This is a genomic window from Ruegeria sp. TM1040 (assembly GCF_000014065.1).
GTDB lineage: Bacteria > Pseudomonadota > Alphaproteobacteria > Rhodobacterales > Rhodobacteraceae > Epibacterium.
The window spans coordinates 81,184-105,268 of the sequence record NC_008042.1 but is presented as its reverse complement, the minus strand read 5'-3'; the positions used below and the strand labels follow the sequence as shown (position 1 = coordinate 105,268).

The window sequence follows — 24,085 nt, the reverse complement described above, 5'->3', positions numbered from 1 at the left end:
CTAAATGTCTGATTCAGGATCAAATCTAAAGGTGAAGATTTCACGGTGCGTAACTCAAGCAATTTGAAACACTAAGAAAAATTGACGAGCCTTCCAAGCTCATCTCGCTTGTTTACGCGATCAAAAACTAAAAGACAGCCTCAAAGCGGCGTCACTGTCGGCAGTGCATAAAGTGTGAGTGGTGGCACTAGCGTCAGAAAATATAACCTATATGTTAAGCACAGGCCCGAAGGCTGTCAATGATCAGCGTTGATACAAGCGGGGCAACGGATAATTCTAAGTTCGGTAGGTTTAAGCTCGTATTCCCTAAATAATCCACTGATTTCTCTGTTATAAGTGTGATGTTTTAATTGCAAATTATGGCGTTGAAGGTTGCGAGGAGCACGTTGTGTGGGTCGCCCAGAGGGTACGGGCTTGCAGCGGTTAGATTGGGTCAATTTCGACCGCCGTGTGCGGGTGGCGTCTCGGGGGATAAGCGAACACTACACATTAAAAATTCTAATTTAGGAGGTCGTCGTGAGGGTTCCAAAGAATTTCAAAAAGAATGCAATGATTTGGACTGCGATACTTACATTTGTGGTAGTTATCTCGGTGGTCATTGATAAGCGTCTAGCTTTTGCGGGTGGCGATATTAGGGAGTTGGAAAACAAGCTTCAGGTCGCTCTTGAAAATCCAATTTACGGATCTAGGTTTAATGAATTTTCCATTTCAGTTGCGGAGTGTGAAATTAACTATTCTAGACGTGACAGTCATAGTTGTGAACATGATTCGAAGCTAATTGGCTACGATATTTTTGTTGATTTGTCAGTGTACGAGATAAACAATAATATTACAGAGGCTGAGGGGGTAGGGAGTGAATTTGTTGGGGTGTTAACGCTTACCCCAAGGCCGCCGCATTTGGAACTTGTGCAAAATATATCAAGGGTTCGAGACGAAATTTTTGCGCTATATAGAGGGCAGTATGGACGGGGTTCAATATCGGCATCTCTTGCAACGCAAGACTTTATTTCAAAGTATCCGGTTAACACACTTCCAGCTTGGAAGCGCGTGGAAAACTGTAAGGAAGAAAGTTGGGTGCATGTCGAAGATATCAGGCTGCGAGTCAAGTATAGAAGCTTATCAGAGTTACGCGACTTAGTGGAGGCAATAAATAAAATATGCTCAATTCATAATTAGATTTCAATGTGGGATATTTTAAGATCTGTGCAACTGACCAAAGATAAATACGAGAGGACCGTACTAAACGCCTAGAGTGAGATCGAGCTGCAATTCTATATTTTGCAGCATTTAGGGAACATAGGTCAGCTTGACACCATTCCCAAAAAACATTTTCAAGTGACCGCTATTATGAATTGTTGTTATCCGCATATTGCCAGACCTCAGTTCTCCAAGGGCACTGCTTGCTCTTACTGGAACATCACTATACGCAGTGAGAGCGACAATATTGGTTGTGAGCTGGTCAGATTCTAGGGTAATTCCTTCAGTGGAATTCAAGACGACATTCCCTGAGAAATTTACCAAATCACTATGCTCTTCAAAAACCGCTCTATCCGCGGAAAGCGTCACTATACTTCCATCGATAAAGTCAAGTTGACCGGTCACTTCTTCAGCAATAGGTAGGCTGAGCTCTTCTCCTAGATACGTATGGTCAGCATTGATACGCACATTGTGGCCTTTGGCCGTAGTTGATAAGTAGAGAGGGGTGGTGGCTTGACGATGATTTATCCGACGTATGATCTCATCATGTGTATAAGGTATTGCGTTATCTTCGTTGAACTTGGGGCTCCAAAGAAAAAAAACCGTTGAAAACAATCCTAATGCCGCAGTTGGGAGTAGAACTTTCAAGTATGCGATGAATCTTGAATAATTATCCACTTCTACGACCTATGCTTTCAAGTAGGGCTTTTTCTATCCTTGTGCACGCGCGCTTCTTCTAGTTTCTGGTTTGAAGTGGCACCTCGCGGCCTGACAAAATCTGACCATCAACTTGTATAGTCGCCATGGTGCCAGAGCGATCTACAATGGTTCCGCGCGCATAAACTGTACCGATCTGAATGGTTGCCACGCGCAAATCTGACATAATACTGTGCACCTCAGGTACATAATCGGCTTCGTTTTCGAATGTCTTCATGATCTCTACCCCACTCATCTCTGAAAACTCATATCTGTTTAGTTGAGTGATGCCAACCTGCCTTGTGTGCGTTGACATGTTCCCTTGGCCTACCCTCTTGCGGTCTTTCTTACATAACAAGGGGCTGTATTTGGGTATTCCGGTTTCTGCTCTGTCGCAAGCGCGGGGCACATGCGTTTTCTGCTGCCCTAAGTTCGTTTTAGTTTGCACTGTCGTCGATCGGGAGACTTACCTCGTTGCAGATGTGGTGCCGCGTCTCATGCTTCACTCTTATGCCCTTGCGGGCCATGACCCAGCGGCAGTTGAACCAGCCTCGATTAGCCGCAGTTCACGGCATCGTCTTACGCGTCCTAGCACAGTCTGAAAAGTGTTTTGAGCGGAGGTCCGCCTTGAAGATGGATGCGGACAGGCCTGTGGGGGGCGGCGTTGTGAGACATTTTGATACCACCCCATCCAAAGCGCCGCGTCTCGCCGTTTGGTCATCGTTCTAGATCTGTCAGAGTGGGTCTGACAAAACGATATATTCACGCATGGCACCGGCCAGCCGGTTCTTAAACTCGCACTCTAATCCTCCAAGGCTTTCAGCAGGGTGGGTTCTTATACTTCCAGGCCTCCATACTCTTATTTCAGCTTGTAGAAGGTTGCGCTGCTCAGGGCGTGGCCTCTGTGGTCGGCTTTCGTCTTCTCGCCCCTCGCTCACCCTTTCTACTTGTGCCTTGTTGAGCGGCTCTGTGAGGGCAGGCCAGTCATGGCATGCGGTGCCTGCGGGTAGAGGCATCCACCGCGCATCCTTCAATTTCGAGTATGTGTTCTGGAAATTTGAGTTCTGACCTCGTACTAACCAACCAATCGATTTTTTGGTCGTAAGAGAACAGCTATTAGGACCGTCTCATCATGGCAGAGACTTCCTCCGTCTGTGAGAAATCTTGGAGAACTACATGATTGCGCGCAGTTGGGACAGGTGGCGATCAAGCTACATCGGTCGCTTGGTCAGTGAAAGTATGCGCTCTCAAGGATGGCGTTACGGTGTGGCTGCATTGGCAATGATCATCGTTGCAGCCAGCTCTGCGGGTACTGCCTGGATGATGGAGAAAATCGTAGATGCGATGACCACTCCTGAGCTTCGTAGTAAAGTATATTTGGTTGCTGGAGCCGTCATAGGCCTCTTTTTTACTAAGGCTTTAGCCTCTTATGTCCAAGCATTATTCCTTGCACGTGCTGGGAACCGCATCGTTGCGAGCCAGCAGGAGAAATTGTATCGACAGCTCTTGAGGAGAGGTGTTGGATTTTTTGGCACGACTGACTCATCTGACTTGTTGATGCGTGTGACCCACGGTGCTCAAGCCGCGAGAGAACTAATAGACGTGCTTATGACTGGCTTCGTAAGGGATACTCTTACGTTGATTGGTTTGACGATAGTAATGGTTTATCAGCAACCTGTCCTATCAATGCTCTTCATCTTGATCGGACCCATCGCTCTATTGGGAGTCCGTCACCTTTTGAAGAGCGTACGGAATATTATGAGAGCAGAGATGGCGTCTCTGGCGGAGATTATCCGCGTCCTCCAAGAAACATCTGGCGGTATCAAAATTATTAAAGTCTTCGCCCTGGAAGATCGTATGGTCGAGCGGATGGATACAGCCATCGGACAAGTGGAGAAAAGAGCCAACGACATTGCGAAGTTACAGTCTATTGCAAGTCCACTAATGGAGCTTTTGGCAGGTGTGGCTATCGCGAGTATATTGGTTGTGAGTACGATGGGGATCGCCAATAGTGAACCGCCGACTGCTGGACAACTCATGTCCTTTATCACAGCTCTTCTGATGGCATATGAACCTGCTAAGCGGCTATCTCGCATGCGAGTGGGTATTGAAACGTGTATGGTAACCGTTTCTATGATGTTTGAACTTTTAGATCAGGATGAGGCAATCCAAGAGCGTGCTGGAGCGGTGAACCTTGAGCCAGGTAATGGATCTATTCACTTCAACAATGTTACGTTTGGGTATCATAGCGACTTTCCAATCATAAAAGACATGAATCTTTCGTTTGAGCCGGGGAAGACTACGGCCCTTGTTGGGCAGTCAGGGGGCGGTAAGTCTACGATATTTGGACTAATTATGCGTTTTTATGACCCGGATGCCGGAGCCGTCGAGATTGACGGGCACAATGTTAAAGACGTTAGTTTTGCTTCGCTGCGCCGAAAGATATCTTATGTTGGACAAGACACTTTTTTATTCTCAACGACTATCATGGAGAACCTGCGTTGCTCCGCACCAGAAGCGAGTGACGAAGAAGTTATTTCTGCGGCACGCGCTGCACACGCACATGACTTTATTTGTGAGTTTCCCGATGGCTATGAAACGCAAGTTGGAGAAAATGGTGTATTCTTGTCTGGAGGTCAAAAGCAGAGAATAGCAATAGCACGTGCTATATTGAGAAAGTCAGAGATCCTATTGTTAGATGAGGCAACGAGCGCATTGGATGCAGAGTCCGAAGCACTCGTGAAAACGTCTCTTAAAACGTTAACCAAAGACGTTACAACTATTATTATCGCACATCGCTTATCTACTGTTTTGGAGGCAGACACCATTATGGTGATCAAGGATGGTAGAGTGATTGAGAAGGGTGATATGGACGAGTTGATGAAAAAAAATGGTAGCTTTCGCCAGCTGTTTGAGCAGCAGTTTAAAAAGTAGCTCTTTGGTTGATTATAGCCTTGGACGTATTTTTTCTTGTGCGTACTGTTGCCAGTAACCTCGACCGCCAAATCACGCAATTTACATCTACACTTCTCTTATGAATCGTGTCTCAGCCCTCGGTTCGACTGAGGGTGTTCGTGTGGTCTAGCTCAAGCAGTGGCGGGTATTATTACACCTCAATCTGGTGTGCTGTGATGGTGCCGTTTGAACTTACCATCTGGGAGAAATGAGTTGATTGAGGCCGGGCCGGTAGGTCATGCTACTCGCTAGTATGCGCTTCGTGCGAGATGCGCCGAGAAGGGTGAGATAGGAAGGTAAAATATGGCAGTTCCCAACGATCCTCTTTTCTCGACCCAGTGGCATTTGCAAAACACGGCCGTTGGAGAATATGATCTCAACGTCGTGGATGTGTGGGATGATTACACAGGCGCTGGTGTGACGATCGCTGTTATCGATGACGGAGTGGAAGCGACGCATCCCGACTTGATAGCAAATTACTCAACACTCAAAGACTATGATCTGCTGAATTCATCAGACACGATCATATTGACGCCTGAGTCCTTTCCCGGTGCAGGGGATGGAAGTTTTCATGGGACCGCAGTTGCGGGCATTATTGCTTCTGTTGGCAATAATAATACAGGTGTTGTTGGTGTTTCCTACGGAAGCACGCTATTTGGCATAAAACTGGGGCAGGAGCTTGCTGCCCCCATCAAGCTCGTTTCTGGTCAGATTATGATCGGTGGGATTGACCGCTCTGCCGACATTGTCAGCATGAGTCTAGGAACTTTGAGTGCTGACAATTTTTTCGGCAGCCAAGACTCGTCTATCGAAACCGCGCTTGCGATGGCCTTCGGCGCGCGAACCGGCCGGGACGGCAAGGGTACTATTTTTGTGAAGTCGGCGGGCAACGAGCGGGACGCGGACAATACTGGAACGCCAGTCACTACCGAGACAAACGTCGCCGCTTGGAATGCAACGATGCATTCGATCGCGGTGGCAGCGGTCCAGCGTACGGGAGTGATTGATGATTACTCGACCCCGGGATCTTCTGTGCTTATCTCTGCATTTGGATCGCCGGGTGAAATTGTCACGACTGACGTAACCGGTACGGGGTATACGGCGGGGTCTGACTACACTTCGGGTTTTAACGGCACGTCAGCTTCAGCGCCGCAGGTGTCAGGTGTGATTGCACTGATGCTTGAGGCCAATTCCAATCTTGGCTGGCGGGATGTGCAGACCATTCTGGCGTATTCTGCCCGCCACGTCGGTACAGAAATTGGCACTAGCGTAAGCGGCTCTGAGAAATATGCGTATGCGTTCAATGGGGCAGACAACTGGAATGGCGGGGGCTTACATTTCTCTCGTGATTACGGCTTTGGTTTGGTTGATGCAAAATCTGCAGTCCGGATCGCTGAAACTTGGGGAACGGACTTTGCGGGCACTGGCAACCAGGAGGTCGCAAGTATTGACCTGTTAGATACGCAGATGACGTTGACTGGAGATGGAACAGTTGACCGACTGAGCGGAGCGGCAAGTACCATTGTTGAGATCGAACATGTACAGCTCAAAGTTGATTTTGCGCAACTCTTTGATTTGCAGGATCTCGAGCTGCGCATAACGGGCCCGGATGGCACCCAGAGTATCGTTCTGGACAATGTCAGCGCTGATAACGATGAGAACGACACGAACACCTTAGAGCAGTGGGATTACTTTTTCAGCAACGCCTTCAGAGGAATGTCTAGCGAAGGCACATGGGCTGTGGAGCTAATCGACCTTGACAGTTCCGGGACCTCACCTGTGCAAGTTCAGAATGTAGAGCTGAACTTCTATGGCTCTGTGGCCAGCGATAATGATACCTACATTTTTACAGATGAGTTTTCTGACTATGCCGGTCGCTCGAGCCACAACACTGCGTTCGATGACGCAGCTGGGTTGGATACGATCAACGCCGCTGCTGTAAGCGCTGCGAGTACTCTGAACTTGAGCGAGGGTACGGGCAATATCGATGGGGTTTCTATTACATTCTCAGGGATCGAGAGTGTTTATACTGGGGACGGAAATGATAATCTAACCGGGGATGCAGGTAACAATGTTTTCCAGGCAGGCCGGGGGAACGACACCATCAATGGTGGTGATGGCATTGATCAGGCTGTGGTCTTGGCCAACCAATTCAACTATTCGGTCGCCATCAATAAGAACGGTGCGGTCACCGTCACAGACCGCAACGCTTCCGAGGGTGAGGATGGGCTGACCGATATTGAAATGATCAAGTTTGCCGATGCTACCTTGGACCTGACGCAATTTGTCAGCACCGCCAGTCTTACGGTTGATCAGTTTGAACCCCTTGCAGAAATGTACGCGGCCTATTTCAATCGCGCTCCCGATGCCACTGGGCTGTATTTCTGGGCCGACAAACTGGCTGAGGGGCTTTCTCTCAATCAGATTGCCGAGCTTTTCTTTGATCAGGCTGAGACGCGAGCGCTCTATACGGACCCGTCGAATACCGATGCCTTTGTGACTTCGGTTTATGATAATGTGCTAGGCCGAACACCAGACGCCTCAGGTTTCGAGTTCTGGAAAAGCCAGGTTTCGAACGGTAGTGTTTCTCAAGGTGCTTTTGTGCTGGAAGTGATCGGGGGAGCCAAGAATGGAGGCTCTGCTGAGGATGTGCGATATCTATCTCAAAAGACAGACTTGGGCATTTACTTCTCAGCTATCAAGGGAATGTCTGATGTCACAGATTCGGCTTCAGTGTTCCAAACCTTTGGAGATGCGAGCACCTCCAATCTTTCAGGCGCCCGTGCTGCGGTTGATCAGCACTATGCGGATGCCACAACGGCTAATGGGGGGGATTTTCTTTTCAGTCTTATTGGCGTAATCGATGATCCATTCTCTGCTACCTTTGTATGAGTTAGGTGTTGACCCGCAAGCGGTCCTTGTACGGGACTCGTCTTCCTGAGTGATCCCATATTGTGCGATCCTCCAAGCCAGGAGACCTTCATGTCGCGCGACTTGCCCAAGGGTGAGTAAATTTAGCCCATCGTGCCTAAAGGGTCAGATGTGGGTGGTCGAGGCGAGTATAGGGTGGCCACACACTGGGTACGATCAACTCAAGCTCGACCCACAATTTGATCCCACATCTGACCCGTCCGTTGCTCCAGTACTCTGAGCGCCATGAGGTCTAGCGCTTACTGGTCGGTAAGCAAGAAGCTGAAGCGGTAGAGATTCAAGCGCACCTGATCAGGTTCCTGCACATGGCCGTAGCTGACTTCACTACTTGAATGGGAGATGTGGATGGGCCAGAAGGCGGCATGAATTCTACCTTGTGTTCTTCCAAGGCAGAGCCGAACTTGTGATGCAATACCAAGGAGAAGGTCAGAATTATGAAAGTTATTAAGAGACTTGAACGCTATCTTTCAGCGGCATTTTCCTTGGGTCGCATTAAGAGTATGTCGAAGGATGCACAACGGGAAATTGCAGAGCTGCGCTTGGAACTGGGCACACTGTCTCAAGAGCTAAAGCATACCAGGCAAGAGACAGAACGAATGTGGGCATGGATGCGCCGGCACGAAGCTCTTGCGGATGATCTTGTATCGGTCTCCCGTCGAGAGGCTGAAGTCTTGAAACGTACAGGCCAATCAGACACTGCGCTGCTCTTGCGAATGTTTTCCGATTTGTCGCGTCGTATTGATGGAGGGGAAAGTGGCCGACCGGACGAAAAAGCTCCTAGCTCCAATGGCTTGCCCTCGTCCACAGGGTTCGAGATGTTCAAAGACGCATTCTACCATCGGTTTGAAAATCAATGGAGAGGCGCGCCTGAAGAAATAAGCCAACGGTTAAAAGTCTATCTACCGGATGTTGAAGCTGCATGGGCGCGCGCAGAGAATAAGCCGATTTTTGATATCGGGTGCGGCCGCGGAGAGTGGCTGGGCCTGTTGCGACAGCATGGGATGGAAGGGATTGGCTTTGATACCAATGCGGTACAGATTAAAGAAGGGCAAGCTGCGGGGTTGGATCTGCGCTTGGGCGATGCCTTGGAGGCACTCGCGCAGGCCGAAGACAATAGTTTGTCGGTGATTTCGGCGCATCATCTCATTGAGCACTTACCGTTTGATTCAGTAGCATGGCTGACACGTGAAGCAGGTCGGGTTCTGGCACCTGGCGGGCTACTACTTTTTGAAACACCTAATACGCGCAATGTATTGGTGGGGGCGACGACGTTTTACACAGATCCAACTCACTTAAAGCCAATGCCAGAGCAAGTGATGGGGGTTTTGCTCGAAACGGCAGGGTTTGAGCCCGTCGATATCAGACACATCAATCCACATGAACGGTTGGGAGAGTTCCTTGATCGACCGGGCTTCGACAATGAGTTGGCGCAGTTGATGTTCGGGCCGCAAGATCTGGCCATTCTTGGTATCAAATCAAAGGATAAATGATGCGAGTTGGTGTGCTGCGAACACAGGTTCCCTTTGTGAGTGGGGGAGCTGAGCGTCATAGTATGGGTCTGGTTAATGCTCTGGAGGCCAGAGGGTACGAGGCTACGGAAATTACACTGCCCTTCAAATGGTATCCCGGAAATGTCTTGGCCGACCATATTGCTGCTGCCAAGTTTCTCGATATTTCCGAGGTTGAAGGTGTCAAGATTGATTTGGCGGTGGGCCTAAAGTTCCCTGCTTGGCTTGCTCAACATCCGAATATGGTATTGTGGGTGATCCATCAGCACCGACAAGCCTACGACATGTGGGAGGCTGGCACCTCTGATTTGCTTGATGACCCACAGGGGGAGGCTTTACGTGCGCTAATTCACGAAGAAGATCGTGCTGCGTTTCTGGCATCCCCACATCCGATATATGCAAATTCATGCAATGTTGCCGATCGCTTGAAGCGACATCTCGGCACAGCGGCTACCACGCTTTATCACCCACCACCAAACGCAGAGCTTTTGCGGCAAGGAGATTATGGTGATTATCTTTTTGCGCCTGGGCGAATTAACGCGTCAAAACGTTTGGAATTACCGCTGCGCGCCTTGGTTCATGCCCCCGCAAGTCGCTTGATCATTGCCGGTGTCGCTGAGAATCCGGCGTATCAAAAGCGTTTGTATTCCTTGGCACATGAGCTTGGGGTTTCCGGGAGAGTTGAGTGGCTCGGACGTGTGGATGATGAAACGCTTGTTCGGTATTATGCTAATGCTCGCGGCGTCGTGTTCACCCCTCAAGACGAAGATTATGGGTATATCACCCTTGAGGCGATGGTCAGCGGGAAGCCCGTTGTTACAACCAAGGACTCTGGTGGTCCATTGGAGTTTATTTCAGACGGAATAGAGGGATTGGTTGTTGATCCTGATGCCAAAGCGTTGGGGGATGCTTTTACGTTTCTGTCAGAAGACACCGCGACAGCAGAGCGTATGGGGCAGGCTGGGTATATGTGTTATGCCCAGTGTAATATTTCTTGGGATCATGTGGTTTCCACACTCACGGGACAAGCCCATCTCCCTGTGACTTTTGACGCTGTGCAGAAGATTGACGCTCAAGCTCCAGAGCATGGGCACGAGGTCTGCACGGAAGATGCAGTGAGACAACTACGCGCCGCTGTAGCTCCTCCTAGCCGGCCTGACAATGTGCCGTTCGCCAACATCAATGAACTGCTTGAGGCTTATGCGTTTGACGAGTTGCCTGCAGCTCTTGGGCGCGATGAGCCTCCGATTGATGCAGGGCTCTCAGGTTATCTAGGTACACATTGGACACGGTTTATGTCGACACTGCGACAGCTGGAGGGGTTGGAAATTTCCTCTGCCCTTGATGTCGGTGTTTTTCCTCCGTTGGTTTTTCAGGCGCTTCTTGCCAATCAATTTCCAAACATCGATCTGCACGGGTTGTGGGAAGGGCCAAATCCTTACGCGCAGTCCGTGCGTCCACGCCCTGGCTACGATGTCGATGGATTTGAGATTACGCTAAAGGTTGCAAATGGCGAACGCGATCCTTGGCCGTATCCAGATGAGACCTTTGATCTTGTCACTGGGATGGAAATTTTAGAGCATTTGGCTCTAGATCCATATTTCTTCTTCTGCGAGGCTGCGCGCGTTCTGAAGCCCGGTGGCAATATTTTGATCACAACACCCAATGTGAACAGTCACCGCGGTGTCTGGAAGACACTCAATAACGTTGCTCCGTATTCGTTTGGTATTTTTGTGCCTTCTGGCGGTGTTTATGGGCGCCACAATCGTGAATATGCGCCAACAGAACTAGATATGCTGGGCCGATCAGCCGGGTTTGAGACTGTTCGCCTACAAACGTTTGATGTCTATGATCGACACATAGAACCGGAACTGGCCAACTTGTTAGTGTCCCGTAGAGATAATCTTTCTTTGCGTGGAGAGAACATTCAGTATTTGGCCAAGAAAGTCGGTTCCCCGAAAGGGGTGCCGCAGAGCCTATACCATGGTGATCCTGCGCGTATGCATGGTGAGCTACAAGTCGTTACACACGAAGAAGAAACGGGGCTGCTTACTATTTCTGTGCGCAATACGTCGTATAGCATTTGGCCTCTTGAGGGCGATCGCGCCACCTGTGTGCTGGCTGAATGGGTCGATGAGGCCGGAGTGCTTCGACATCAGCATCTGATGCAGCCGCTTACAGAGGTGTTGTCGCCCGGGGATGAAGGTCGAATTCGATTTACGCTTGACGCTCAGAAACAAAATTTGGGTGTTTTGCGTCTGCATCTGTATCAGTCCGGTGTTGGTGTCTTTTCCGGAAGAGGGCGAGCGGTTCCCTTATCGATCCCGTGTTCTCACAGTGCATTCCTGACGCTAGTTGATAAAACGCCTCTCCCGAGAGCGAAGGTCTGATGGTTAAAAGCGCGAAGCTCCGCATCCACTGGATTTCACCAGTCCCGCCGGCTGAAACCGATATTGCACATTATACTCACAGAATCTTGCCGGAGCTGGCTGAGGTTGCTGAGCTTGTCTTATGGACCGATGCAGCGGAATGGGACTGGAACCTACATAATATTGCACCGGTCCGCCATTTGGATCCTGATAGAGTTCGCCCCCGAGATTTCGCTCTTTCGGGCCGCGCTGGACGTGGACCAGAGCCTGGACCGGAGGTGGTCTTTGTAAATATAGGAAATGCTTGGCCATTTCACGCGGGCTTTTTGCGAATGATACAGCGCTTACCTACGATTGTAGTGTTGCATGACATGGCTATCCAAGAGCTGTGTTTTGATGCGATGGAGCGCAGTCTTCTAGATCAAGATGTATACCTTGAGAATATGAGGAGGTCGCATGGCCAAGCGGGGGTGGAGGCCGCCAAACTCGTTCTGGGGGATGAAATGGAAGCCGGTGCTCTTGCTCGTACATATCCCGGGTTTGAGCTGGCCTTAACGCATGCTGTTTCAGTTGTAACACATAGTCGCGTTGCTCAGCAGAGCGTAGATACCGTATCAGACACTCCTACATATTTATTGGACTTGCCGTTTCGCCCCTCCTTGAGGCGGCCAGAGGTTTATCGTTCTGGATTAGGGCCTCTGCGCCTTGTCCAATTTGGCTATACCGGACCTAATCGGCGACTTGAGAGTGTTCTAAGAACTTTGGCTTCTTTGAAACATGAAGTCGATTTCCGTTTTGATGTAATGGGAAAGCTATGGGATACTGGGTACCTTCGCAATTTGGTCAATCAGTTAGGAATTGAAGCTCGAGTAACCTTCCACGGCTTTGTGGACGAAAGTTTTCTCGATCAAAAACTCCAGCAAGCTCACTTGGTGTTTAATCTAAGATCACCAACCATGGGAGAGGCCTCTGGCAGCCAGTTGCGTATTTGGAACGCTTGTGCTGCCTCCGTAGTAACCAACTTAGGATGGTATGCGGACCTACCCGACGAAACAGTTTTTAAGATTAATCCTGATCGGGAAGCTGAGGAGCTTAAATCTATAGTTCGCAGCTTGTATGCAGATCCGTCTCGCGGAAACCGTAAAGCTCTAGCTGGGCGGGAGCGTCTGGAGCAAATACATAACCCAGCTCGCTATGCTGCTGCCATTAAAAAGGTAGCTCAAAACTTCTCTCAAGACGCAGCACACAGCTTGCTAGGTTCTAGATGTTCATTTCCGAAATGTAGAACACTGGATCAACGATGAAGCTGTTAGCTCTGATCGCTATGTACCTCAAGACGCTAGCCAGCGGGTGAAGTTGCAGGTCTCTATGAAGCTCGCTAAGTGCGTTCTGAGGCAGCCATGGCTATCGTAGTCATGTCGCTTAACTGCCCCTTTGCCCAAGAGTGGTTTGGCTGGGTCAGTCGGTGCATGCTTACTGGTTAAGCAGTATGTGTTCGGCACTATTTTTGCGTTAGATCACAAGATCAAAAGCAGCAAAGTCGCTTTTTAAACCTACAGCAGAAATCACAGATCCATCTTCGAAGGACCAGCTACGAGCATAGATCGCGTCTGTTTGACTATCGATTGCATCAAAGTCAAAGAGTACAACTTCGTTATCGTAGTCAGACCGTTTGGTCTCATCCCCTTTACTCATCAAGAATACAATAAAATTGTGCGCATCATCGTTAAAGATCGAGAAGCGTGGTGCCGTCTCGGAGGCATCATTGAGGGTGTCGGGCCTTGACGCGGGCACAGTTTGAGAACCCTCACTGGCAACGACCGCTTGGAATGAGCCGCTGAGCATTTGCGTGAAGAATGGTAGGTCAGAAAGCTGGGTAGCTATATTGCTAAAAGCGTCGGACGTAAGCGAGAAGTGCTCAACCTCGTCAAGCTCTTGTAAAATATATTTTTTCTCAATGTCTACTGGTGTAGAGCGAATCTGAGATGTCTCTATTTCCTCCGGGCGGTTCGCCTGAATATCCCGGAACTTGATGAGCTCACCATCCATCTCTTCAGAAAAAGCTACGTCGCCTTGAACGTCTTTAGCTTTGATTGCGTTCCCAACTTTTCCATTTTCAACAGCGTTAGCAACGATAGCCGGCATGGATGCCAAGTCGACAGTAGGAATATCTCGTATTGGCGATTGAGCCAAAGCCATTGCCTCTGAACTGTCCTCTATCGCTGCGCGAACTGTGGATAATACGCTATCTAGCTCCGACAGATCGGCAAGCTGCTCAGTTTCTTCATCAGATATATCTTTGATTACTTCGGCGACTAGCTGAGATGCCAGTGTCGCTTGTTCGAGCAAGGTCTCACCTGAAACCCAAAAGTACATGCCATTCGAGATGGCTATAGCGCTCAATCCCATTCCAACCGTCTGCACGGTAGTAAATGTCGCTGCCACTTGAGCGCTTGAGGGCGTTTGAGTGTGTGTATCCTTTTCAGTACTTTTGAGATCTGCTGAATTATCTTCAGATGTACTCGTAGCCAACTCTTCCGAGGGGGAGGCCCGGGTTTGAGAGGGTAGCGTGGTCACTTCATCGGCCTTTGACGTTGCAGTCACATCCAGCGCAGCACTAAATGATGGGACCGCAAGTTCTCCTGACTGGATATAGATTGTCCAGATAAGAGCGGCCAAGGTTGCGCCTGGGTGTAGACGTACTTTTGATTCTCGCAAGGCGATGAAGGGAACAACTGTGGCAGATGTTGAAGCGTGGTCTACACTGTCCACCGGTGTAGTGGTTTCTGCAAAGGCTGAAATCAGTTCATCCAAGCTTCTGGCTTTTGTAATTTCCTGCTGAATAATACTGTCGAGGATGTAGACTTCGCCGATGCGCGCGAAATGCGCGAATACGTCTCCATCTTGATTTACGAAAACAAACCAAGGGTCACCTTCGTCGGTCACTCCGCGCTCTGTTTCCAAGGAGAGACCCGCAATGGCAAGCAACCGATGTGCTCGCATGAAGCTAGCAATTTCTTGATTGGCCCAATCGGGTGTGACTGCAGTTTGGTTAGGGAGGTGTGAGAGGCCCCCTGATGACCGGTCAACCATTCCGGTGGAGAAATCCGCCGCGCCATCCGTCAGTGTGCTCAGGTCTAATACGTCTTGAGTGTTCTCACTAAGCGAGGAATGCGTTTTTTTTCCAAACGGAAGAACATTGTTCATAGGTTACGCTTACTTAGACGTTGCTAGAAGGCTGCAAAGATCAAGCGATCATGCTGACACGGCAAGGTATTTCAGTTAGACAGCATCACCAAACAAAATTTCGTATGTAAGGGGCTCATTATAAGACAGAAGCTTCTTCACGAAGCTCTTAGGCTCCACCTGCAACGCCGCCGCCCAATCACGATATCTCGCTGGTGGGATGCGGCCGCGTCCATTCTCCAATTGAGAGATGAAGGTGTAATAATCGAGATTTAGCGCATTCGCCAGATCCCTCTGGGACATCCCTTGTTGTTCTCGCAACGACTTCAACCAAAGCCCCATATCTGATCGGGCGTCGCGCGCAGCATCAGAGGTGTGGATGCCTTGTTTTAGAAGCATAAGTCTAACCTAATTTCGATGATGCAAGTAGCATACAGTTATGGAACACTAGTCCGCCAATCATACAGTTGTCGCCCGCAGAATCAAGGTGCAGTATTGAGGTTGCTATACAGCTAAGGCCCTCAGATCATTCATGTGCTTAGTCGCAAAAGAGAACGCGCCTTGTGGCATCTTTGCCCCTAACTGTCGCGGGTATGCAAATTACTGTACATGCACTTGATCGGAGAGTGCGAGATGTGTACAAGGTCACCAGCGGCACATCACGCCCTCATTCTCCCCTTGCGACCCCAGTGCTCGCAGTGTGGAGGCTTAAAGGCGTGGGCTGCATGGCGACAGGGGGGGGCATGCTGTGCTGTTTCCTGTTTTATGAAATGAGTATAGGAAAATAGACCATGGCAATCAGTGCTGAAGACAGAGATTTCCTCGTCTCGCTCTATGTCGGATATTTCAACCGTGCTCCAGATCCTGCAGGCCTGCAGTTCTGGATCGATCAGGTTGAGGCAGGGCGTGACACAAACACAATCGCAGCAGACTTCGCAGCTTCTCCCGAAGCAAAAAGCCTGTAGAAGCAAAAAGCCTGTATCCGTTCCTGACGACTCCGGACGTTTCATCCCCCACGTCATTCATCACGTCTGTTTATGCAAATCTGTTTAATCGCGCACCTGATGCAGACGGTTTGGCCTTTTGGGAAGGGCAGCTATCTTCCGGCGCGGTGAGTGCCGCTGATGCGATTGATGCAATTATCAAGGGCGCGACAACTGCGCCTGATTCAACAATTCTTACCAATAAAAATGCTGTTGGCTTGGATTTTGCGACGGACGCAGGTAACACACCTGGCTTCACCTTCGATTTGAATGGTGCGTCTGGCAGTGCGGCCAAGAACGCTCTAGCTGGCGTAACCGACGACGCTGCAACTGTTACCGCTGCTCAAGCCGCGACAGATGCATATCTTAGCGGTGTTGCCGGCGCTGGTGATACACTCTCGCTCACCACGGGCGTGGACAACATTACTGGGACTGTCAATCAAGACACGATTAAGGCTGTTGTGGGCGCCGGCGCCACTCTCTCTGCTGCTGACGTCGTTGATGGCGGGGCTGGCACCGACACGCTTGAGCTAGTTGATGCGACCGGTGGGCAATCCTTGGCAGCTGCGCTTCTCAATGTAAGCAACGTAGAAGAGTTGTCTATTCGGAGCGTGGGGCAAGCCAAGGCGGATACATCCGGAACGGCCTTCACTAGTGTAAATATCACACAAGCAACGTCCGTTGATGCTGATGTGAACGCTGCAACAAACGTAGGCGTATCTGGCGTAACTGGCGCAATTGCGGTTGATGGCGGTAAAGACATCACCATCACCGACGCTAACGATGGGGCAAATATCACAGTCGGTGGTGCGACTGCTGTTACTGGCGCCGTTACGGTTACAGACACTAAAGTTGGCAACGCAGCGATCGAAGTTAACGGTGGGACAACCGTTACGGTCAATGCAACCGGCTCATCTGCTAACAACATTAAAGTCGGTGGTGCGACCACAACCGATCAGCCCTCTGGTGCTGTTTCGATTACATCTGCGCATGCTGCAACAGCAGGTAAAGATGTGACATCTAGCGCCATTACAACTGTTGGCGGCTCTAGCGTTACCATTACCTCAACTGCTGACACGTCCAAAGCTGCTGCCGATACAAAAGGCGCTACTTTGACCCAAGGTGATGTAAGCGTCACTGGTGGCGCATCAACAACTGAAGTAACAGTCAACCAAGCTGCAAACGTTTCTAAGAATGCCGCAGTAGTGGCTGTCGCTGCGAAAGCCTCGACTCAAAAGCTGACGTTCACAAATGCTGCAGCAAATGATGTGATCACTCTGACATTCGACACAGGTGATACTCTCGTCTTTACAGCCTCGAAAGCGCTGACCGCAACCGAAGTTGCAACAGCTTTTGCGAACCTTGCAAAGAATGCTACTGAAGGTTCTGCACCGGTTGTCAATGGTGTATACACCAACGGCGGTACGATCGATCAAGGTTGGACCTCGGGTGCTGTAACAGATGTTAACGCAGATGATACTTCAGCATCTGTAACATTCAGTAACGAAGCTGCTGGCCCGACCGCCCTGGTTGTCGCGAACGGGGGTACTGGTACAGCTACAGCTGCGACACTTGCGGCCGGAACAGCTGCGACGGCTGCTGAAACGGGGCGCCTAGGCGTTATCGCTGGTAAAGTCACTATCGATGGCAACATCACAGGCGATGACGTTCTGAAAACGGTTACAATCGACGCTTATGAAGATGGGTCAACTGTCAAATCGGACGCATTGGAAACTCTGACGCTGAAAAACGCTGACGAAGATATCGTAGTGACGACGGCGTCTACAGGTGCCATTACCCTGAACTTGGATGCTGTTGCTGGTAACGATGCTAAAGTCAGCCTTGATGGCAATGCAGCGACTGTTACTGGTCTGACCATCAACGCCACCGGCACAAAGTCTGATGCGGAAGTGACTGCAGATGCTGCAACCACAGTCACTGTGAATGCAGCGGTGGACATGGACCTGACCGGTTCGTCTTTTGACAAAGCAACCAAGATGGTTGTGACTGGTGCAGGTAAAGTGACTCTGGATGGTGATGATGTTGCGTCTGTCTTGGCTGAAGTTGATGCCTCGGGCGCGACTGGTGATGTCGATGCTTCTGGTGTCGCGCTGACAGCTGCTGGTGTTTACACCGGTGGTTCGGGTGCAGATACGTTCACCGTGACAGCCGCCGCGACCAAAGCAAGCACAGGTGGTGATGGCGACGACGTGATCACTGTAAGCACGCTCGGTACTGGTGGTTCGGTCGACGCGGGCGCAGGAACAGATACGCTGGTGATGGCAGCTGATGACGCAGAAACTGCATCAGCAACTGCAGGTTTCAAAGCAACTAACTTTGAGAAGTTGTCTATTGGAGCCGTGGCTGACGCCACAGCTGGTGCCGACACTGAAACTGTCAACCTCGCAAACCTCGCCTTTACTGAGGTAACATCAGCAGGTGCTGTAGATGGTGACGAAGACATTCTCGCCCTCACTAATGCGGCTTCTGGCCTCACGCTCAACATAACAGGTGAAGGCTTGTTTACGGTTGGGGTGAAAGACGCAGCTACCAATAAAACAGATGTTCTGAATATCGCTTCGAACAGCGATGGTAACTTGGCGTTGGGTACTGTTACTGCTGCAAACGTCGAAACAATCAACATCAACGCAGTTGATAAGGTTGTTGACACAACAGGAGCGACCGATGCGTTCGGTGCGGCTATTGGTGATGGGAAGGATGATAACAACTCGGTTCAAACCCTTACCGTTGATGCCGGTGCTGCAACTACGGTCAATGTGTCGGGTTCGGCTGACTTGGATCTTACCGTAAATACTGCGACTGCTCTTACTGCGGTAAATGCTTCCACTGCAACGGGTGCCGTCACATATACAGCAAATGACGGCACGACTACCGTCACTGGTGGTTCGGGTAACGATAACCTGACTGCGGCCGGGGATAGCGATGTCTTGCTCGGTGGTGCTGGTAACGACAAACTGACCGCAGCGACACTGACCACGCTGACGGGTGGTGAAGGTAACGATACCTTCGTAATGAGTGGCGCAGTTGATGCAACGAAGTATTCGACAATCACAGACCTCTCGTCTGGCGATACGATTGATACAGATGCAACGGCATTCAATTCGTCGAAAGTTGTGCTTGCTGCGAACGCCACCTTTGCTCAATATCTGGATGCTGCGATTGTGGCGACGGCAGCACAGGACGACGCAGCTTCTTGGTTCCAGTTTGGCGGGAATACCTTCATTGTGAATGAAGGTACGGACGCGTCTGTAACTTATAATGCTGCAGAAGACGGTATCATCGGTATTACTGGTCTCGTTGATCTGTCCGCTGCGACGTTCAACGCTACTAATGGTACGTTTGATATCGCGTAATAGCCAATATCGTTTATACAACGATAGAGCTTGACTACAGTGGACCTGCCCTCGAAAGGGGGCAGGTTTTTTAAAGCTTGAGGACAAAAAGATGAGCGATTGGACAGCAGGGTATGTCGCGGATATAGGTTATACTTACGGGTATTACACGGAACTGAACCCGGTGCGCATTCAGCTGGCGTTCCTCAACGCAGGTCTTGCTCCGCCGAGGGTTGGAGCGGCCTGTGAGCTTGGCTTTGGGCAGGGGCTTTCAACGAACATCCACGCTGCGGCATCGGTTACTACGTGGCATGGTACGGATTTCAATCCTTCTCAGGCGGGCTTTGCGCAAGAGCTGGCCACGGATTGTGGGAACGGTGCCCAGCTCTTTGATCAAGCCTTTGATGAGTTCTGCGCACGAGAAGACCTGCCCGAGTTCGACTTCATTGCCCTGCACGGCATCTGGAGCTGGATCTCAGACGAGAACCGCGCCGTGATTGTGGACTTCTTACGCCGCAAGCTGAAGGTCGGCGGTGTTCTCTACATCAGCTACAACACCCTACCGGGATGGGCGGGGTTTGCTCCTATGCGCCATCTCATGACGGAGCATGCCGCGCGCTTTGGCACCAATGGTCAGGGGATCGTAAGCCAGATCAACGGTGCGATAGAGTTTGGCGCTCATATGTTCGACCTTGACGCTAGATACACCAAGGCAGTTGTTGGAGCCAAAGAGCGATTTGACAAGCTCAAAGAGCAAGATCGACATTATCTTGCCCATGAGTACTTTAACCAAGATTGGTTGCCGATGTACTTCGCAGACATGGCTCGGTGGTTGGAACCCGCCAAGCTGGAGTTTGCCTGTTCTGCCAACTACCTTGATGCCGTTGATCTGATCAACCTGACACAAGAGCAGCAGGACCATCTAGCGGGCATCCCTGACCCGCTATTTCGACAGACTGTGCGTGACTTTTTGGTTAATCAACAGTTTCGGAAGGACTACTGGGTGCGGGGCGCGCGTCAACTCACGGCTTTAGATCGTTCTGAAGCTCTGCGCGAATGCCGCGTCATTTTGACAGTTGCAGTGGAGGATGTGCCATTGGAAGTGACGGGCACGCTATTAAAAGCCACCCTGCAGGATGCAATCTACCAACCCATCTTGAAAGTGTTGGGTGATCAAAAGCCTCATAGCCTGGGGCAGATTGAAGCGGCTGTGGCCTCAGAGGGCGTGAACTTTGCACAGCTTCTCCAAGCGATCACTCTGTTGATAGGTGCAGGGTCTGTCGCGCCCGCGTCCGATGCGGAAGCCTCATCTAAGCGTAAGAAGCAGGTGCAGCGCTTGAACACTAAGCTTATGCTGAAGGCCCGTAGCAGCAATGATCTTCGGTACCTTACGTCTCCACTGACTGGCGGAGCTATTACGGTTCCCCGGTTCCAACAGCTCTTTTTGCTGGCCAAGCAGAACGGCCAGAAAATCCCTGAGGATTGGGCGAAGTGGGTATGGCAGGTGTTGGCTGCGCAAGGCCAAAGCCTTGTCAAAGGAGGGAAGACGCTTCAGACGCCGGAAGAGAACCTCGCAGAACTCACAACGCAGGCCGAAGAGTTTGAGACGAAAGCTCTGCCCGTGCTCAAGGCCCTTCAAATAGCGTAGCAATAATGGAGGTCCGATCATGAACGACAACCCAACTGTTACGGTAGGTGGCAAAGAGTGCCTGCTTGAGAACCTTAGCGGTGAGGCCCGAGCGCCACTGGCTAATGTTCAGATGGCTGATCAGGAGATTGCCCGTCTGAATACACAGCTGACGCTGGTTCAGACTGCGCCCAATGCCTATGCGTTGGCTTTGGCTGTCGAGTTACCAAAGAACTGATGCACCGTGGTGCATCGCCTTGTTTGAGGCGGTGCATTTGTTCAAGGCGGGGTAATTTGCGAAGTTGGCGAAGGTCATGGTTCAAGCCGACGTGATTCGTTCTGTGTGGGTTTGGTGATCTTGCCCTATGTAGGGGAAGTGTATTCAGGGGTATTGGGTCTTTTTGGCGCGCGTTTGTGTGGTTCTCCCGCTCCAGCCCCTTCATCTTGTCGGTGGCATCTGTTGGGACGCCCGCACGCTTGCCGCTGTCGACTTCTGCCTTCTTGACCCACTCATTCAGCGTATGCGCCGAACAGCCGACCTTTGCGGAGATCGACATGATCGCCTGCCAGCGGGAACTGTGCTGGCCCTAGTTGTCCAGCACCAGCCGCACTGCACGCTCGCGGACCTCAGGTGAATACTTGTTTGTTGTCTTACTCATTGTGGCTTCATCCTACTCAGGAGTTGAAGCCTCCGGAAAACCCGGTGCGGTTCAGTTGGCCTCAGAAGATGTCTTGGGCTTGGCGCGCAGAGACCGCGAAGATAGCAGTCAGGGCGCATGACCATTTCTGGCCAGGGCGATGTTCGGCCAGCGGTAATGTTTCTGATCAGGAGAGGAATCGCGCTTATTTCAGAGATCGGCGTTAGCGAGCAAGGGCATCTCACTTCGCCGGATTAAGGCGCGGACTTCTGGGGTTGTTCGATAACGCGCGGCGCGTGCGGCGCGAGCTTTCTTCGTGAGACCCATCATCTGATTCTGCGGTTCACAGGACTGGGGCGCATTAATGGTTGTGGTAAAGCGCCAAATCTTCCCCCGGATGATCTTGAAGTTCCTGGCGCGGCTGACGCCGGAATGCTCAGCAAGCACGCACATGTTAGCATGGCGTGACCGGCCATCATCTGCCCGAAGATGCCCCTTCCGCTCCACCGCCTCCAACGGTTGTAGAGCGTCTTGTGCGGCCCGTATCCCGCCGGTGCATCGACACATCGTGACCCATTACAATTATTGAAAATAATTCCAATCACCACATTCCGGTCATCGATGTGGAGTTTGCCATGAGACTTGGGAAGAAAGGTTCAAGACGCGTCATCTGGGCGTCGGTCAGCTAAAACAGATCAGACATGTTCACTACTCGCTTTTCGGACCGTGAACCACGCCATCTCAAGGAAATCAATGACTCCTGACCCTGAAGCGCTGAGATGAATAAGCGATTAGTGCATGGTGTTTGTATTTTCACCTCTAGACTGTGTTGACATGCCTTTAGACGGCTTGTTTACCGCGTCGTGCTTATGGCATGGTGTAGATTGTTTATTAGAGCTCTGATCGGAGACCTATCTTGATGAAATCCGGCTCCTCGTTAGCGCAAGCTTACGCAAAGTATCGCTCTATCCTTGCAGCTACCGTTGTGTTTAGTTTCTTTGTAAACCTGCTAATGTTCGTCGGGCCGATGTACATGCTGCAGGTCTATGATCGCGTGTTGGCCAGCAGGAATGAGACAACTTTGGTGATGATTTCTATCATCGCAGTTGCGTTATTGATTTCGTATGGTCTGTTAGAGTTTACCCGTTCTCGAATGTTGGTTCGCGCAGGCTTGCAATTTGATCAAGTGCTTGCGAGCCCGCTATTTTCTCGTGTGGTTCGTATGCAGCTCGCTAATCCCGCCTCTTCGGGGCGTAACGCTCTGAGCGACGCAGACCGCGTTAGAGATTTCATTACAGGGCAAGGCGTTCTGTCGTTTTTTGATGCTCCTTGGACACCTTTGTTTTTGGTTCTGTGCTTTGCCTTTCACCCATGGCTAGGTGCGGTTGCTACTGTAGGTGCTGTGATCATTTTTGCCCTCGCGTTGCTCAATGAATTTATGACTCGGCAAAGTTTGCAGGATGCAAATCAGGCGGGTGCAGCTGCATCCAACTTTGCTGGCGCGACCCTGCAGAATGCAGAGGTTATTCGGGCTATGGGAATGGTAGACCAGCTCCTTAACCGCTGGCTTGGGAAGCGCGATGAGATGTTGGCTGCCCAAGCGCGGGCAAGCGACCGCGCTGGTATCGTGCTTGCATGTTCGAAGTTTGTTCGGATGACATTGCAAGTGGCAATCCTGGGCGTCGGCGCCTATCTAGCCATGAAGCAACAAATCTCTCCTGGGATTATGATCGCAGCATCAATCGTTATGGGACGAGCCCTTGCGCCTGTTGAGCAAGCGGTTGGTCAGTGGAAACAATTTGTCGCAGCTCGTCAGGCAAACGATCGATTGAAAAAGCTCTTTGATAGTCTGCCGGATGAGACTGATCGAACAGAGCTGCCATCGCCAAAAGGAAAAGTTTCAGTTGCGGGGCTGACCTCCGCCTTACCTGGTGTGAAAGAGCCCATCTTGAAGGGGGTTAGCTTTGATATTAACCCTGGTGAAGTTCTTGCATTGGTTGGCCCATCAGGCTCTGGTAAATCAACTTTGATACGACACTTGGTAGGTGTGGCGCGAGCATCAGTTGGAAAGGTTTCGCTAGACGGCACCGATCTTCAACACTGGGACCCCAAACAGCTTGGTCATTCGTTAGGATATCTATCTCAAGACATCCGCTTGTTCGGTGGAACGGTGGCAGAGAATATTGCTCGCTTCCAAGAAGACGCTGAAGACAGCGAGATTGTTGCGGCTGCAAAACTGGCAGGCGCTCATGATATGATCTCTGGTCTGAGTAACGGTTACCAAACTGAAGTTGGAGATGGTGGAAGCCAGTTGTCAGGCGGGCAGAGGCAGAGAGTTGGGCTGGCGAGAGCCATCTTTAGATTGCCTGCAGTCGTAGTTCTTGATGAGCCTAATTCCAACTTGGATAGTGAAGGCGAAGCAGCGCTGGCTGCCTGTCTGGAGCAACTTAAAGCCATGGGAAGAACAGTCATCGTAGCAACGCACAAAGCTAACCTACTGTCGCTCTCCGATAAGACACTCATTTTGAATGCAGGTAGTGTCCAACGGTTCGTCCCGACAAAAGAACTTCTCCAGCCACAACCACCCAAAGCCGCACATCCCCAAACCGTTAGTGCGGTCACCTCTCGCTAGAATGACTTGA

At 50.6% G+C, this 24,085-nt stretch carries 15 protein-coding genes and 2 pseudogenes; 11 read left to right on the top strand and 6 right to left on the bottom strand.

From position 1 onward, the window contains the following. Positions 1–516 precede the first annotated feature (516 nt). Complete coding sequence (locus tag TM1040_RS19860) at positions 517–1,176, top strand: hypothetical protein (RefSeq protein WP_166485480.1); 660 nt, start codon at positions 517–519, stop codon at positions 1,174–1,176. Positions 1,177–1,287: 111 nt separating this feature from the next. Here the strand turns inward: TM1040_RS19860 and lptC are convergent, their stop codons facing one another. Then, positions 1,288–1,875 (bottom strand): LPS export ABC transporter periplasmic protein LptC, encoded by a 588-nt coding sequence (gene lptC, locus TM1040_RS19855; RefSeq protein WP_011536627.1) that lies wholly within the window; start codon positions 1,873–1,875, stop codon positions 1,288–1,290. Between the two features lie 58 nt (positions 1,876–1,933). Next, a complete protein-coding gene (locus tag TM1040_RS00420; RefSeq protein WP_166485479.1) occupies positions 1,934–2,131 on the bottom strand; it encodes a hypothetical protein in 198 nt (65 codons plus the stop codon). Positions 2,132–3,069: 938 nt separating this feature from the next. On the opposite strand from TM1040_RS00420, the gene TM1040_RS00415 reads away from it, so the two are divergent. The 5 genes from TM1040_RS00415 to TM1040_RS19840 all read left to right on the top strand — a co-directional run bounded on the left by TM1040_RS00415 (position 3,070) and on the right by TM1040_RS19840 (position 12,960). Continuing rightward, entirely contained in the window at positions 3,070–4,827 is a 1,758-nt protein-coding gene (locus TM1040_RS00415) for an ABC transporter ATP-binding protein (protein WP_011536624.1), read from the top strand. A gap of 324 nt (positions 4,828–5,151) precedes the next feature. Next, a complete protein-coding gene (locus TM1040_RS00410) occupies positions 5,152–7,740 on the top strand; it encodes a S8 family serine peptidase (protein ID WP_011536623.1) in 2,589 nt (862 codons plus the stop codon). Between the two features lie 473 nt (positions 7,741–8,213). Continuing rightward, positions 8,214–9,269 (top strand): class I SAM-dependent methyltransferase, encoded by a 1,056-nt coding sequence (locus TM1040_RS19635; protein ID WP_011536622.1) that lies wholly within the window; start codon positions 8,214–8,216, stop codon positions 9,267–9,269. 146 nt (positions 9,270–9,415) lie between these two features. Continuing rightward, a complete protein-coding gene (locus TM1040_RS00400) occupies positions 9,416–11,677 on the top strand; it encodes a glycosyltransferase (protein ID WP_254658797.1) in 2,262 nt (753 codons plus the stop codon). Continuing rightward, positions 11,677–12,960: a glycosyltransferase gene (locus TM1040_RS19840; protein WP_011536620.1), complete on the top strand. Its 1,284-nt coding sequence runs from the start codon at positions 11,677–11,679 to the stop codon at positions 12,958–12,960. The genes TM1040_RS00400 and TM1040_RS19840 overlap by 1 nt, the downstream gene beginning before the upstream one ends. Positions 12,961–13,168: 208 nt before the next feature. Here TM1040_RS19840 and TM1040_RS00395 read toward each other — a convergent pair whose 3' ends face one another. Together TM1040_RS00395 and TM1040_RS00390 are read right to left on the bottom strand one after the other, a co-directional pair. Continuing rightward, complete coding sequence (locus TM1040_RS00395) at positions 13,169–14,863, bottom strand: hypothetical protein (protein ID WP_011536619.1); 1,695 nt, start codon at positions 14,861–14,863, stop codon at positions 13,169–13,171. 75 nt (positions 14,864–14,938) lie between these two features. Further along, positions 14,939–15,241: a helix-turn-helix domain-containing protein gene (locus TM1040_RS00390; protein ID WP_011536618.1), complete on the bottom strand. Its 303-nt coding sequence runs from the start codon at positions 15,239–15,241 to the stop codon at positions 14,939–14,941. Positions 15,242–15,633: 392 nt separating this feature from the next. On the opposite strand from TM1040_RS00390, the gene TM1040_RS19835 reads away from it, so the two are divergent. The 4 genes from TM1040_RS19835 (at position 15,634) to TM1040_RS00375 (ending at position 21,043) form a co-directional block, all read left to right on the top strand. Beyond that, positions 15,634–15,807 (top strand): DUF4214 domain-containing protein, encoded by a 174-nt coding sequence (locus tag TM1040_RS19835; RefSeq protein WP_084789001.1) that lies wholly within the window; start codon positions 15,634–15,636, stop codon positions 15,805–15,807. Between the two features lie 11 nt (positions 15,808–15,818). After that, the gene (locus TM1040_RS00385) at positions 15,819–19,199 is read left to right on the top strand and encodes a DUF4214 domain-containing protein (protein WP_166485485.1); all 3,381 of its coding nucleotides are present in this window, start codon (positions 15,819–15,821) and stop codon (positions 19,197–19,199) included. 91 nt (positions 19,200–19,290) lie between these two features. After that, positions 19,291–20,826 carry a class I SAM-dependent methyltransferase gene (locus tag TM1040_RS00380; protein WP_011536615.1) on the top strand — a complete coding sequence of 512 codons (1,536 nt, stop codon included), beginning with the start codon at positions 19,291–19,293 and terminating at the stop codon, positions 20,824–20,826. 19 nt (positions 20,827–20,845) lie between these two features. Next, a complete protein-coding gene (locus tag TM1040_RS00375; RefSeq protein WP_011536614.1) occupies positions 20,846–21,043 on the top strand; it encodes a DUF6447 family protein in 198 nt (65 codons plus the stop codon). A gap of 181 nt (positions 21,044–21,224) precedes the next feature. Here TM1040_RS00375 and TM1040_RS20115 read toward each other — a convergent pair. Next, positions 21,225–21,464 (bottom strand): annotated as a pseudogene (locus TM1040_RS20115) (transposase); the annotation flags it as partial. 440 nt (positions 21,465–21,904) lie between these two features. Then, positions 21,905–22,113 (bottom strand): annotated as a pseudogene (locus TM1040_RS19825) (transposase); the annotation flags it as partial. A gap of 249 nt (positions 22,114–22,362) precedes the next feature. On the opposite strand from TM1040_RS19825, the gene TM1040_RS00365 reads away from it, so the two are divergent. Next, complete coding sequence (locus tag TM1040_RS00365; RefSeq protein WP_011536612.1) at positions 22,363–24,075, top strand: type I secretion system permease/ATPase; 1,713 nt, start codon at positions 22,363–22,365, stop codon at positions 24,073–24,075. Positions 24,076–24,085: the final 10 nt, after the last annotated feature.